This is a genomic window from Corynebacterium sp. HMSC059E07, from assembly GCF_001814395.1.
Classification (GTDB): Bacteria; Actinomycetota; Actinomycetes; order Mycobacteriales; family Mycobacteriaceae; genus Corynebacterium; species Corynebacterium hesseae.
On the sequence record NZ_KV816284.1, the window covers coordinates 41,145 to 53,915 of the forward strand.

At 61.1% G+C, this 12,771-nt stretch carries 10 protein-coding genes; 1 reads left to right on the forward strand and 9 read right to left on the reverse strand.

Annotated elements, in window-relative coordinates:
• From pafA to HMPREF2967_RS03015, 6 genes are read right to left on the reverse strand one after another with little or no spacing between them, the layout of a single operon-like run.
• Window positions 1–1,383: a Pup--protein ligase gene (gene pafA / locus HMPREF2967_RS02990; RefSeq protein ID WP_070685022.1), complete on the reverse strand. Its 1,383-nt coding sequence runs from the start codon at window positions 1,381–1,383 to the stop codon at window positions 1–3.
• A gap of 47 nt (window positions 1,384–1,430) precedes the next feature.
• Window positions 1,431–1,622: a ubiquitin-like protein Pup gene (locus tag HMPREF2967_RS02995; RefSeq protein WP_070520514.1), complete on the reverse strand. Its 192-nt coding sequence runs from the start codon at window positions 1,620–1,622 to the stop codon at window positions 1,431–1,433.
• A 36-nt stretch (window positions 1,623–1,658) separates the two neighbouring features.
• Window positions 1,659–3,203 (reverse strand): depupylase/deamidase Dop, encoded by a 1,545-nt coding sequence (gene dop, locus HMPREF2967_RS03000; RefSeq protein ID WP_070684941.1) that lies wholly within the window; start codon window positions 3,201–3,203, stop codon window positions 1,659–1,661.
• Window positions 3,200–4,774 (reverse strand): proteasome ATPase, encoded by a 1,575-nt coding sequence (arc, locus tag HMPREF2967_RS03005; protein ID WP_070684943.1) that lies wholly within the window; start codon window positions 4,772–4,774, stop codon window positions 3,200–3,202. The genes dop and arc overlap by 4 nt, the downstream gene beginning before the upstream one ends.
• Before the next feature lie 44 nt (window positions 4,775–4,818).
• The gene (locus HMPREF2967_RS03010) at window positions 4,819–5,655 is read right to left on the reverse strand and encodes a tRNA (adenine-N1)-methyltransferase (RefSeq protein ID WP_070684945.1); all 837 of its coding nucleotides are present in this window, start codon (window positions 5,653–5,655) and stop codon (window positions 4,819–4,821) included.
• 36 nt (window positions 5,656–5,691) lie between these two features.
• Window positions 5,692–6,954, reverse strand: coding sequence for a M18 family aminopeptidase (locus HMPREF2967_RS03015; RefSeq protein ID WP_070685024.1), 1,263 nt, complete (start codon window positions 6,952–6,954; stop codon window positions 5,692–5,694).
• Window positions 6,955–7,030: 76 nt separating this feature from the next.
• Between HMPREF2967_RS03015 and HMPREF2967_RS03020 the strand changes: the two genes are divergently transcribed.
• A complete protein-coding gene (locus HMPREF2967_RS03020; protein ID WP_070684947.1) occupies window positions 7,031–7,834 on the forward strand; it encodes a RecB family exonuclease in 804 nt (267 codons plus the stop codon).
• Between the two features lie 27 nt (window positions 7,835–7,861).
• Here HMPREF2967_RS03020 and HMPREF2967_RS03025 read toward each other — a convergent pair whose 3' ends face one another.
• The 3 genes from HMPREF2967_RS03025 to aspA all read right to left on the reverse strand — a co-directional run bounded on the left by HMPREF2967_RS03025 (window position 7,862) and on the right by aspA (window position 12,751).
• On the reverse strand, window positions 7,862–9,529 hold the full coding sequence (locus tag HMPREF2967_RS03025; protein WP_070684949.1) for a formate--tetrahydrofolate ligase: 1,668 nt from the start codon (window positions 9,527–9,529) through the stop codon (window positions 7,862–7,864).
• 72 nt (window positions 9,530–9,601) lie between these two features.
• A complete protein-coding gene (locus HMPREF2967_RS03030; RefSeq protein WP_070520532.1) occupies window positions 9,602–10,909 on the reverse strand; it encodes an anaerobic C4-dicarboxylate transporter in 1,308 nt (435 codons plus the stop codon).
• 309 nt (window positions 10,910–11,218) lie between these two features.
• Complete coding sequence (gene aspA / locus HMPREF2967_RS03035; protein ID WP_070520535.1) at window positions 11,219–12,751, reverse strand: aspartate ammonia-lyase; 1,533 nt, start codon at window positions 12,749–12,751, stop codon at window positions 11,219–11,221.
• Window positions 12,752–12,771: the final 20 nt, after the last annotated feature.

A 12,771-nucleotide genomic window follows, 5' to 3' on the forward strand; every position in this document is an offset into this window, starting at 1 on the left:
TTAAGCACCTTGGTGCGAACGCATGTAGTCTAACAACCCGTCTAAGCGCGGGTCCTCGGACACGAAGGGGTCGGAGAACTCTTCGGTCATGGGTTCTGGGCGGTTGACTTTCATCCGGGTCCAATCCACCGTCACAGCGGCATTGAGCTCGCGGGCAACGGCGAGGAACTCGCCGCGCAGCTTGGCGCGGGTGGTCTGCGGGGCGGTATCGACGGCGGCATTGATAGATGCATCATTGATCCACTGTTCCACCATGCCGCGCTGTTTCAGCACGCTGTAGAGACCGCGGCCAGGGCGGATGTCGTGGTAGGTCAGGTCAATCTGGGCCAGCTTGGGGTGCGCCCAATCTCCGCCCAGGCGCTCGCGGTAGCGGTTCAGCAGGCCGCGCTTAATCACCCAATCGATCTCACGGTCGACCGCGGAAAAGTCTTGTATGTCAATGGCCTGGAGGGTGCGCTTCCAGAGATCGACGACGCGTGCGAGTTCCGCCGTTGGCGTGCCAGTATCCTCGCGGTGCTCCAGCCAACGCTCTGCGGCGGTACACAGTTCTTGCTGGATTGCGAGCGCGGTGGTGTTGCCGCCTCCCTCGAGCGGAAGCTCGGTGCGGCCGGTGGAATCGAGCGCGATGGTGCGGATGTGCTGAATTGGATCAAGCACCGAAAGCTCCGGTACCTCAAAGCCAGCCTCTAGCATCTCCAGCATGAGCAGCGTGGAGCCTACTTTGAGCGCCATCGTGGGCTCCGCCATGTTGGAGTCGCCGACGATAACGTGCATGCGGCGGAAACGCTTCGAATCACCATGCGGTTCATCGCGGGTGTTGATGATGGGGCGTGAGCGAGTCGTCGCAGAGGACACGCCCTCCCACACTTGGTCGGCGCGCTGTGAAAGCACGAAACGCGCAGGCTCGTCGCCCTTGGCAGGTTTAATCATCCCGGCGCCGCAAATGAGCTGGCGGGTGATCATGAACGGCAGGAGGGCCTTGCCGAGGTCTTTGAGCACCACGTGGCGGCCAATGAGGTAGTTCTCGTGGCAGCCGTAGGAATTTCCCGCAGAATCGACGTTATTCTTGAACAAGTAGACGGCGCGCTCCTCCCCCTCCGCCGCCAAGGTCTCCTCTGCTTGCACGGCCATGCGGCTGACCATGGCATCGCCAGCGCGCTCGTACGCGATGAGCTGGCTCAGGCTATCGCATTCAGCGGTGGCGACCTCCGGGTGGGAGCCGACATCGAGGTAGAGGCGCGAGGCGTTGGGGCTAAAGATGTTCGAGGAGGAGTACTTCGACACGATGGGCCGGAAAAGCACGCGGGCTATCTCATCCGGGGACATGACCCGCTGGCCATGGGAAGCACTCGCCGTGATTCCGTATTCGGTCTCGATTCCCATGATCCGCCGTGCGTACACAGGGGCGCTACCGGAGGGGCGTTCCACCTTTATTCGCCGCCCTTTTGGACGTAGGAGCGCACGAACTCCTCGGCATTGGACTCCAAGAGCCCATCGATCTCATCGAGGAGATCATCGGTTCCGGCGCTGTTGATGCTGACTTGTCCAGCGTCGAACTCTTGAGAGTCTCCTCCCTCACCGTTGCCGCCGCCGGCATTGATCTGAGACTGCTGTCCGCTCATTGTCAGAGCTCCTTTCGCGAGTGGAGGTTTGCTGCGCTAATACAGTGTAGGGTACTCGATTCGCACCCCGAGCTGGCGCAAACCGTCGACGAAATCGGCGGCGCTGTCTGCAGATTCCAGCAAGGTTCCCACTTCGTCCTGTCCGAGCCGCGTGGTGTCATCGAGGGCCACGCAGGCGGCTCCCGAGTTGGCGCCCTCGGCTTCACCAATTCGGAAGGTTAGTGACTGCCACGATGCGGCCAGGACGTCTTCGCCGAACTTCCGGGTGGCGTGCCCGCGCAGGTAGGCGCGGGTATCCGCGGGCGGAGTATCGGCGGCCGCAGCAATCTCCTCCTCACTGACCAAGGTGCGCATCTGGCCCTTGCGCACGAGCGCGTGGTAGAGGGACTTGGCCGGATCGATATCGGTGTACTGCAGATCGATGAGCGCCAGCTTCGGGTCATCTGCAGCCACGCCGCGGTCAAGGTAGCCCTTAATCAAGCGGTACTTGGCTACCCAATCCAGGAGGTGGGCCGCCTTCAACGGGTTGTCCGCCAAGAGCGACACGACCTCGTCCCAGGCGGCAAGAACCTTCTCATCTGACTCTGAGGTCGCAGTAACCCGCTCCCGGTAGACAGCGAGGATCTCGAGGGCGGTGAGGCGGCGGCCGTCGTGAAGCTCCAGCTGATGAGTCAGGGTGAGGTCGCGGCTTACTCGCTGGACCTCTGCCACGGGGTCCTTCAGGCGCAGGTCACTAAAGTCAACGCCTTCCTCTATGGCGTCCAACACCAGTGACGTCATGCCCAGCTTGAGCAGCGTCGAGGTATGGGCCATCGTGGCATCACCGATGATGACGTGCAGGCGGCCAAAGTCCTCTGCCACCGCATGCGGTTCATCACGGGTGTTAATGATGCCGCGGTTGAGGGTGGTTTCCAGGGAAATCTCTTGCTCGATATAGTCGGCGCGCTGCGAAATCTGGAAACCCGGCTCCTCTCCGTCAGCGCCCAGGCCCATGCGGCCAGCACCGGTGACCACTTGGCGGGTGACGAAGAACGGGATCAGACCTTGGGCGATGTCGTCGAAGTCAGTCTCCCGGGAGTACTGGTAGTTTTCGTGGCTGCCATAGGAAGCTCCCTTGCCGTCCACGTTGTTCTTGTAGAACTTCAGCGGCGGGCAGGGATCGTGCGTGGCCAGTACGGACGTGCCCTGGGCGGTCAGAGTTGCCACGGCATCTGCTGCGCGTCGCAGGATGAGGTCGCCGGCGGCGTCGTAAAGCATCGCATCCCAGGCATTGGTGCACTCCGGAGAGGAATACTCAGGGTGGGCGTGATCGACGTAGAAGCGGGCTCCGTTGGCCGTGACCACGTTGGCCACACCTAGCGCGTTTGGGTCCACCACGGGCACGGTGTGGTAGCGCTTGAGATCGAAGCCGCGGCTATCGCGCAGCGGGTGCTCCTCCCGAAAGTCCCAGCGGGAGCGCGCACCGGTATGTAGGGCAGCATAGGCCACCACCGCGTGCGTGGACGTCACGATTGGTGACAACGCAGGGTTCGACGGCGTGGAGATTCCATACTCGGTTTCGGTTCCTAGGACACGGCTCAAGGTTTTACTCCCATCAATTCGACCCCGGTGACATGCGCGCCGGCGGAGGTCCCGGCGACGATCTTGGCCCACTCCTCCGGGTTGGCGGATGTCGGTACATACTCTGATTCTGCTTGTTCCGCAGCAATGGCCTGGTGCAGGTGCGCGGCGGTGATGCCGGCAGGCTGTGTATCCCCCGCAGCGTTGGTTTCGTTCAAAGCTTCCTTGATAGCCAGCTTCTTTGCGCGGGAGACGATGTTGGCAATCATCGCGCCGGAGACGAAGTCCCGGTAGTGCAGCACGCGGGGATCAGCGTTGGAGAAGTGCAGCGTGACGAAGGGGCGCTCCGCGTAGAGATCCTCCACTGCGGTATCGATGAGCTGGGAAAGCTCGCCCTCGTGCGGGACTGATTCCGGGAAGTGGCGCGCAAAGATTTCCCGCGCGCCCTGCTTGGTGGGCCGGTTGACGCGAATCTTGATGTCGAGGCGCCCCGGGCGCATGATGGCGGGGTCGATGAGCTCCTCGCGGTTGGTGGCACCGATGACGATGACATTGCTGAGCTTCTCGACGCCATCCAATTCCGTCAGCAGCTGTGGGACGACGGTGGTTTCCATATCGGAGGACACACCGGAGCCGCGCGTGCGGAAGATGGATTCCATCTCATCGAAGAAGATGATGACCGGCCGTTGGCTGCCATCAGCAGTGGGCTCGGAGGCAAGCTCGCGGGCGCGTTCAAAGATGAGGCGGATACGGCGCTCAGTCTCACCCACGAACTTGTTGAGCAGTTCTGGGCCCTTCACGTTGAGGAAGTAGCTGGGGGCAGTAGCGCCCAGGGACGCCGACAGAGAATGCGCGACCGCCTTGGCGATGAGCGTCTTGCCACAGCCAGGTGGGCCATAGAGCAGCACGCCCTTCGGCGGCTGGAGATCGTATTGGCGGTAGAGCTCTGGGTGGAGGAAAGGCAGCTCGACCGAATCGCGGATGAGTGAAATCTGCTCGTCCAGACCACCGATGTCCTCGTAGGATACGTCCGGGACTTCCTCCAGCGTGAGCTGCGCTACCTCGGTCTTATGCACGCGCTCGGTGGCCACGCCTGATTTCGGCTCGACCAGGAGGGTATCGCCGGCACGGACGGTATCGCGCAGCATCGTGCTGAGCAGCACCACCCGCTCTTCGCCCGCGGAATTGATAACCACCGCGCGGTCGGTGCCTAGGCGCTCCTGGAGCGTCGCCAGCGCTCCGGTATTCACCGGGGCACAGCCCTCCACCACCACGAAACCTTCGCCTAAGCGGACCTGCTGCCCGACTTGCAAGGAGCCCGGTTCAAGGTTGGGAGAAATCTTCACCCGCATGGCGCGGCCGTTGGTGTATACCTCAGCGTCGCGGCGCGAATCGTGTGCGCGCCCGGAATAGCCAAGAAAGACGCCGTACGTGGAGGCAGGCTCTGCAAGAGCGTCCACCTCGGCGAGCATCTGCTGAAGCTTCGTGCGCGCATCCTTCAACAGGGCAGCAAGCTTGGCATTGCGCTCAGCCAGTTGTTCTATCTGGCGACGCTGCTGGCCAAGTTCCTGGGCATGAGTGGCATCGTTCATAGAGTCCACCCTAGCGCGCAGTGCGCCACGTTTAGTGTGAGGGCTTATTTTCGGGCGCGGCGCTGCGGGCGGGGCGGGGTGACGCCGTCGGCAAGCCGGCGCGTCCAGATCAGGAACGCGGTGTGCGCGTTCATGCGGTGCTCCGGGCGGGTGGCCAAGCCCTCCACCTTCCATTCACGCACGAGGGACTCCCAGGCGCGCGGCTCCGTAAAGCACTTCAGCTCGCGGATTCCCTCCATCACCTTCATCAGCTGCGGCACGGTGGCCACATAAGTCATGAAGACGCCGCCCGGGATGAGGATATCGCGCACCTTCTCGAGGTGCTCCCAGGGTTCGAGCATGTCCAAGATGACGCGATCCACGGGGCCGCCGAGCTCCTCGACGGTCACATCGGCCAAATCGCCAAGCCGCGGGCTCCACCACTCGGGCTGCTCACCGAAGTATTCGGCGACGTTATCCACGGCGTATTCCAAGTGATCATCGCGTACCTCATAGGAGAAAACGTGGCCTTCTGGCCCCACGGCGCGCAAGAGGGTCATTGAGAGTGCTCCGGAACCGGCGCCGGCTTCCAGCACGCGCGCACCCATGAAGATATCGCCCTCGACCAGGATCTGCGCGGAGTCCTTGGGGTAAATCACCGCGGCGCCGCGCGGCATCGACAAGACATGGTCCACCATGAGGTGGCGGAACAAGAGGAAGGAGCTGCCCAGCGTCGAATCGATGACGGAGCCCTCATCCATGCCGACGATGTCATCGTGGTTGATGATGCCCTTGTGCGAATGGAACTGGCCTCCCTCCTCGAGGACGATGGTGTAATGACGCCGCTTGGCATCCGTGAGCTGCACGCGGTCGCCGTAGCGGAAGGGGCCAGAATAAGCCATAGCGTGAAAAACCTTTCACAAAGTTAGGGGCAAGGATTAACCAACCAAGTATGCCTCAAGGGCATCACCAAGCCATAGTTGGTCGCGCTCGCCTACCAGCTCACGGATCGAGTGCATCGAGAGCATCGGCACTCCCACATCAACGGTGGGGATGCCCAGACGGGTGGCAGAAATCGGCCCGATGGTGGAGCCACACGGGACATCGTTATTTCCCACGAAGCGCTGGAACGGAACACCCGCACGGCGGCAGGCAGATTCCCACAGGGCCACGGTATTAGCGTCGGAAGCATAGCGCTGGTTGCCGTTGATCTTGGTCACCGGGCCGTGGCCGATGATTGGGTGATGCGTGGGATCGTGCTTTTCGGCGTAGTTGGGGTGCACGGAGTGCGCGGCGTCGGCCGAGACACAGCTGGAGCGCGCAAACATCTGGAAACGCTGCTCCTCGTTCGCGCCGAGGGCACGGGCGGTGCGGGTCAGGATATCCCCCAGGATCGGGCCACCTGCGCCGTAGCGCGAAGACGAGCCCACCTCTTCGTGATCAAAGGCCGCCATGACGAGGACGTCCTTGTGCTCGATGGAGTCGGCGTACTTTGCAGCAGCGAGCAGGGCACGCAGCGAAGCATGAACGGAAGAAAGGTTGTCCATGCGCCCGGCAGCGATGAGCTTTTCGCCGGCGCCAAAGACCTCACCGCGCTGGGCATCCGCGGTAATCAGGTTGAAGGAAGCGATATCCTCTGGGTCTACGCCAAGCTGCTTGCCGACGACCCCCATCACCGACGTCTCCGGAGTACCTACGGAGAGCACCGGCTGCATGTGGCGTTGGCGATCCGGCTTGAACTCATCCTTGCGGTAGAGGTGGATCGCCAAGGAAGGCAAGCGCAGCAAGGGGCCGGTATTGACCAAGTGGCGGCTGCCATCCTTCGTGATGACCTGGCCGCCGACGGTGAGCTCGCGGTCGAACCAGCTGTGGAGAAGCACCCCGCCATAGACCTCGACGGCTACCTGCTGCCACCCTGCGGAATCGAAATCCGGGGTGGGCTTGAGAGCCAGGCCGGGCGAATCGGTGTGAGAGCCGATAATGCGGAAGCCGGAATCCGGGCCGGCGCCTCCGGGGACATACCATGCCATGACCGCTCCGCCGCGCACCATGACATGACCGCCTGGTGCAGCTGACCATTCGGCAGACTCATCTTGGCGGCTAAAACCGGCGGCGACGAGCGTGCGCGCCACCTCTTCAGCTGCGTGATAGGACGAGGGGCTCGCGGCGATGAAATCAAGAAAATCTTGCGTAGTGCTCATGCCATCTAGCTTGCCACGGACGGTCGGGAGATGCGGGAAGGTTCGCGGTGGGCTATGCGCTAGGCTGAGAAACACTATGCCGAAACGACTAGCCCTCTCCCCTTCCCGTGCCTCCGACTACAAACAATGCCCGCTGCTCTATCGCTTCCGGGCTATTGACAAGTTGCCCGAGCCCAAGACGAAGGCCCAGGTGAAGGGAACGCTGGTCCACGCTGTGCTGGAGAAGATGCATCAGCTGCCCCGCGAGCAACGCGAGTACCCAGCCGCGGTGAAGATGATTAAGCCCGAATGGGCGGTGATGCTGGGCAAAGACCCCGAGCTGCGTGATTTGGTGCCGGAGCCCGAAGAGCTGGCCTTCTTCGTCGAGGCGCGCGAACTGGTCAAGGGCTACTTCCAGATGGAAAACCCCCAAGGCTTCGACGCCCACAAGTGCGAGATGTACGTCGATACAGTTCTGCCCAACGGCGTGCCCGTCCGTGGGTTCATCGACCGCGTTGATGTTGCTCCCACCGGCGAGGTACGCGTGGTGGACTATAAAACCGGTAAGAAGCCGCTCCCCCGCTACTCCCAGGACGCGCAGTTCCAGATGAACTTCTACGCGCTGGTGTACTGGCGGCTGCTCGGCACCATCCCCACGCAGTTGCGGCTGATGTACCTCAAGGTCCTGGATTCGATGTTCCTCACGCCGGGGCCGGAGGAGCTCGAGTACTTCGAGCGCGACCTGGGTGAGCTCTGGGCCAAGATCGAAGGCGATGGCAAGTCCGGTGACTTCAGGCCCAAGACCTCGAAGCTCTGTGGCTGGTGTTCTTTCCAACACCTATGCCCCGCCTTCGGCGGCACGCCACCCGAGTACCCCGGGTGGCCGGACCGGGCCTCGTAGACGGCGCCCCGAAGAGCGCGCCGCGGCTTAGAACAGGCCAGAGATAGAACCATCCGCAGCAACATCGATGTTGTTGGCCGCGGGCTTCTTCGGCAGACCCGGCATGGTCATGACGTCGCCGGTCAGCGCCACGATGAAGCCAGCGCCTGTGCGGGGCTGCAGCTCGCGGACATGAAGGACGTGGCCTTCCGGGGCGCCGAGCTGGCTCGTATCATCCGAGAAGGAATATTGAGTCTTCGAGATCACGACTGGGAACTCCTCCCAACCGTTGTCCTTGATGTACTTCAAATCCTTCAGCGCCTTAGACGAGTACTCCACCCGCTCGGCGCGGTAGATTTCCCTCGCAATGGTGTCGATGGAGGCCTCGATGCCCTCAGCGGGATCATAGAGCTGGTGGGAGTTACCCTCGGAAAGATTCTCCAGAAGGCGCTCAGCCAGCGCTGTTGCTCCCGCTCCGCCCTTGGCCCACACTTCTGCTTCTTCGAGCGCGACGTCGAAATCGGCGGCCCACTGGCGCATGAACTCGCGCTCGGCCTCGGTATCGCTCCAGAAGAGGTTGAGTGCGACCACTGGCTTGAGGCCAAATTTGCGCACGTTCTCAACGTGGCGCTCGAGGTTCACCACGCCCTTCTTTAGTGCCTCCAGGTTCTCGGTGGTGAGTTCCTCGCGGGGCTGTCCGCCGTTGTACTTCTGGGAGCGGATAGTCGCAACAACGACGGCGCCGGCGACGTCAAGGTCACCGAAGCGGGACTTGATATCCATGAACTTTTCGCCGCCGAGATCTGCACCGAAACCTGCCTCCGTGAGGACAATGTCACCGAAGCGCATGGCCGTTTGGGTCGCCAGCAGAGTATTGCAGCCGTGAGCGATATTGGCGAAGGGGCCGCCATGGACGAAGGCAGGGGTGCCGCCCAGGGTCTGGACCAGGTTAGGGTTCAGGGCATCACGCATGAGCGCCGTCAGCGCGCCTTCTGCTCCCAACTCGCGGGCGGTTACTGGCTTTTGGTCGTAGGTGTAGCCCACAGTGATGTCACCGAGACGCTTCTTTAGGTCTGCCAAGTCGGTTGCGAGGCCGAGGATGGCCATGATTTCCGACGCCGCCGTAATGGTGAAGCCAGTCTCCCCCGGCACGCCATGGGCGGGGCCACCGAGCCCGGTAACGACGTGGCGCAGGGCACGGTCATTGACGTCAACGCAGCGCTGCCAGGTAATGCGGCGCGGATCGATGTTGAGCGCATTGCCCTGGTGGATGTGGTTATCGATGATGGCGGCCAAGGTGTTGGTGGCCGCGGCGATAGCGTGGAAGTCACCGGTGAAGTGGAGATTGATGTCCTCCATTGGGACAACCTGAGAGTAGCCGCCACCCGCGGCGCCGCCCTTGATGCCCATGACAGGGCCCTGGGAAGGCTCGCGAAGGGCGACGATAGCCTTCTTGCCCAGCTGCGTGAGGGCGTCGGTCAAACCGATAAGAACAGTGGATTTACCCTCGCCAGCTGGCGTCGGTGAGACGCCGGTGACGAGGACCAACTTGCCATCTGCGGGAGTATCCCCAACTTGAGTGATATCCACTTTGGCTTTGCTTTGCCCATAAGGAATAAGGGCCGTCTCCGGAATGCCTGCACGTGCAGCAATATCCGAAATCGGTTCGAGCTGGTGAGCTTGAGCAATATCAACATCAGAAGGTTGCGTAGTCATGCTCACCAGCTTAGCGCGCTAAAGAAGCGCGCTAAGCAACATCAAATTATTTCTAAATGATGCTAGGTGATGCTAGATAAGGACTGCGCCAAAGGCGTAGCACAGGAGGACCGACAAGACGATGCTCACAGTGCCTGGGATGATGAACGGGTGGTTGAAGACAGCCTTGCCAATGCGAGTCGAGCCAGTGTCATCCATTTCGACGGCCGCCAACAAGGTCGGGTACGTCGGCAGGATGAACAGCGCGGACACTGCTGGGAAGGCAGCCACTGCGGTAAGCGGGTTGACGCCGAGGGCCAGGGCTGCCGGCATGAGAGCCTTGGTGGTTGCGGCCTGCGAGTACAGGAGCGCCGCAGCGAAGAAGAGCACGATGGCCAGCAGCCACGGGGCGGACTCAATGATGGACCCGGAGATGGCCTGGATGTCCTCCATGTAGTGGTTGATCAGCGTGGTACCCAACCATGCGACACCGAGCACGCAGATACAGGCGGACATACCCGACTTAAAGACAGGCGTGTTGAGAACGTCGCCGGCGGGGACCTTGGTGACCATGACGATGAGTGTTGCGGCGGTGAGCATCACTGTCATGATGGCTTCGTTTCGCGGCAGCGTCGGTTCCTCGATGAGCCCGACCTGGGATGAGGTCAGGGTGGCCCACAGCATCACGATGACGATGGCGACGAGGAAGATGATGACCGAGGTCTTTGCACCTTGTGCCGGAGCGTAGTTCTGGGAACCTTGCGGCAGCTTCACCAAGCCCTGTGCCTTGCGCTCTTGGTAAACGGGGTCATCTTCGAGTTCTGCGCCCGAGCGGTTTGCTACCCAAGCGGCAGGGAAAATGGAGAGGAACGTAGCCGGAATGAGGACCGCGAGGATCTGCAAATAGCCCACGCCCATCGGCTCCAGCAGCGAAGCCAACAGAACGACGGCTGCGGAAATAGGTGAGGCACAGATTGCCATCTGCGAGGCTACGACGGAAATCGAAAGCGGACGGGAAGGACGGACCTTGCCTTCCTTCGCTACCTCAACGATAACCGGGAGCGTGGAGAACGCCGTGTGGCCGGTACCTGCCAGAACGGTCATCAACCACGTAACGATAGGTGCGTAGAACGTGATCCTCTTTGGGTTCTTGCGAAGAAACTTTTCGGCAAGGTAGACCAGATAGTCCATACCGCCAGCGCGCTGCATGGCAGCAATGGCGGCGATCACGGTCATAATGATGCCAATGACATCAAAGGGGATGTCTTCACGCGTTACGGGGACACCGGTGAGGCCGAGTAGTAGAACGCCCAAGCCGCCGGCCATACCAATACCGATCGAACCAATTCGGGCACCGAGATAAATCGCCGCAAGGACGATAATGATGTGCACAACAACCATTATGTAACTCCAATATGTGCAGGTGAACTGCAGTATGGGTGGTAATTCGCGCTGTGGTCAGTACACGACCTGGGCGCGACAACTGACAGTTCTAATTCTGCCCTATTTATGTGGCTTTGGCGAGAATCCAGGCCCGATTGTGTCCGTTTACACACCGATGCCAACCACCGCTCCCCCATCGGGGTGTCCACGGTGTCGGTAGCATCAGTTGGATTGAAAACAGTCAAACGCCCGTACCACCTTCAGCGAGGCAGTACGGGCGTGGACGAAACAGCAGAGCGTATTTACAACACTGGTGCTGTCGACGGTTTATTCATCGATGTAGAGCTGACCGCGGAACTCCGGGTGCATGAGGTTCTCAACGGACAGAACCTTGTTAAGGGTCTCCTCATCGAGCAGGCCCTTCTCCAGAACGAGCTCCTTGACGCCCTTGCCGGTCTTGAGGGACTCCTTAGCAATCATGTCACCGTTGTGGTGACCAATGAACGGGTTCAGGTAGGTGACGATACCGATGGAGTTCTCAACGTACGCGCGGCAAACATCAGCGTTAGCCGTGATGTCCACGACGCACTTCTCACGCAGGGTGTCGACGGCGTTGCCCATGATGCGGATGGACTGGAAAAGTGCCTCACCGATAACCGGCTCCATGACGTTGAGCTGCAGCTGACCAGCTTCGGCAGCCATGGTGACTACGTGATCATTACCGAAGATCTTGAAGCAGACCTGGTTGACAACCTCCGGGATAACCGGGTTGACCTTACCCGGCATGATGGAGGAACCGGCCTGACGCGGTGGCAGGTTGATCTCTGCCAGGCCGGCGCGCGGGCCAGAGGCCAGCAGGCGCAGGTCGTTACAGATCTTGGCCAGCTTCATCGCTGCGCGCTTAATGGTGGAGTGCAGAAGCACGTAGGCGCCACAGTCGGAGGTTGCTTCAATGAGGTCGCGGGCGGTCTTGATCTCAAGGCCCGTCACCTCAGACAGTGCTGCGGTGACCTGGTGGCGGTAGCCGGCCGGGGTGTTCACGCCGGTACCGATGGCGGTTGCGCCGAGGTTGATCTCCAGCAGGCGCTTCTGGGCGTCACGCAGGATGGCCTGCTCTTCGGCCAAGTTGTGAGCGAAGGCCTTGAACTCGTCACCCAGGGTCATCGGCACTGCGTCCTGCAGCTGGGTGCGGCCCATCTTCAGGATGTCAACGAACTCATTGCCCTTGGCGTGGAACGCAGCCTGCAGCGCGTCGATACGCTCAATGAGGTCCTCCATCGCGTAGTAGATGCCGAGACGGAAGCCGGTCGGGTACGCGTCGTTGGTGGACTGGGACATGTTGACATCATCGTTCGGGTTGATGATGTCGTAGGCACCCTTTTCCTCACCGAGGTGCTCGAGCGCCAGGTTGGCCACAACCTCGTTGGTGTTCATGTTGAGCGAGGTGCCAGCGCCACCCTGGAAGACATCCAGCGGGAACTGGTCCATGCAGCGGCCTTCTTCCAGAATCTGGTCACATGCCCAGATAATTGCTTCTGCCTTCTTCTTCGGAAGAACGTGCAGGCGGCGGTTGGCCATAGCGGTGGCCTTCTTGACCTGGACCATGCCGCGGATGAAGTCCGGGATGGTGTTGATGGTCACGTAGGAAATCTGGAAGTTTTCGATAGCGCGTAGCGTGTGAACGCCGTAGTACGCATCGTTCGGAACTTCCAGGGAGCCGAGAAGGTCAGTCTCAGTACGCGTCTTCTTGCTAGAGGCGGACTTCGAAGACTTGTTGGTGGCCTTTTCTTCGACCTGGGACTTTACATCCTTGGTCTCCTTGGCCTCTGCTTGTGCATCCTTCTTAGTTGTCTTTGCCATCGGGGCTGACTCCTTGCATA

Coding starts and splice junctions, on each gene's coding strand:
- HMPREF2967_RS03025 (WP_070684949.1), bottom strand. CDS start 9,529: ATGACTACGCAACCTTCTGATGTTGATATTGCTCAAGCTCACCAGCTC.
- HMPREF2967_RS03010 (WP_070684945.1), bottom strand. CDS start 5,655: ATGGCTTATTCTGGCCCCTTCCGCTACGGCGACCGCGTGCAGCTCACG.
- HMPREF2967_RS03030 (WP_070520532.1), bottom strand. CDS start 10,909: ATGGTTGTTGTGCACATCATTATCGTCCTTGCGGCGATTTATCTCGGT.
- arc (WP_070684943.1), bottom strand. CDS start 4,774: ATGAACGATGCCACTCATGCCCAGGAACTTGGCCAGCAGCGTCGCCAG.
- HMPREF2967_RS03015 (WP_070685024.1), bottom strand. CDS start 6,954: ATGAGCACTACGCAAGATTTTCTTGATTTCATCGCCGCGAGCCCCTCG.
- pafA (WP_070685022.1), bottom strand. CDS start 1,383: ATGGGAATCGAGACCGAATACGGAATCACGGCGAGTGCTTCCCATGGC.
- HMPREF2967_RS02995 (WP_070520514.1), bottom strand. CDS start 1,622: ATGAGCGGACAGCAGTCTCAGATCAATGCCGGCGGCGGCAACGGTGAG.
- HMPREF2967_RS03020 (WP_070684947.1), top strand. CDS start 7,031: ATGCCGAAACGACTAGCCCTCTCCCCTTCCCGTGCCTCCGACTACAAA.
- aspA (WP_070520535.1), bottom strand. CDS start 12,751: ATGGCAAAGACAACTAAGAAGGATGCACAAGCAGAGGCCAAGGAGACC.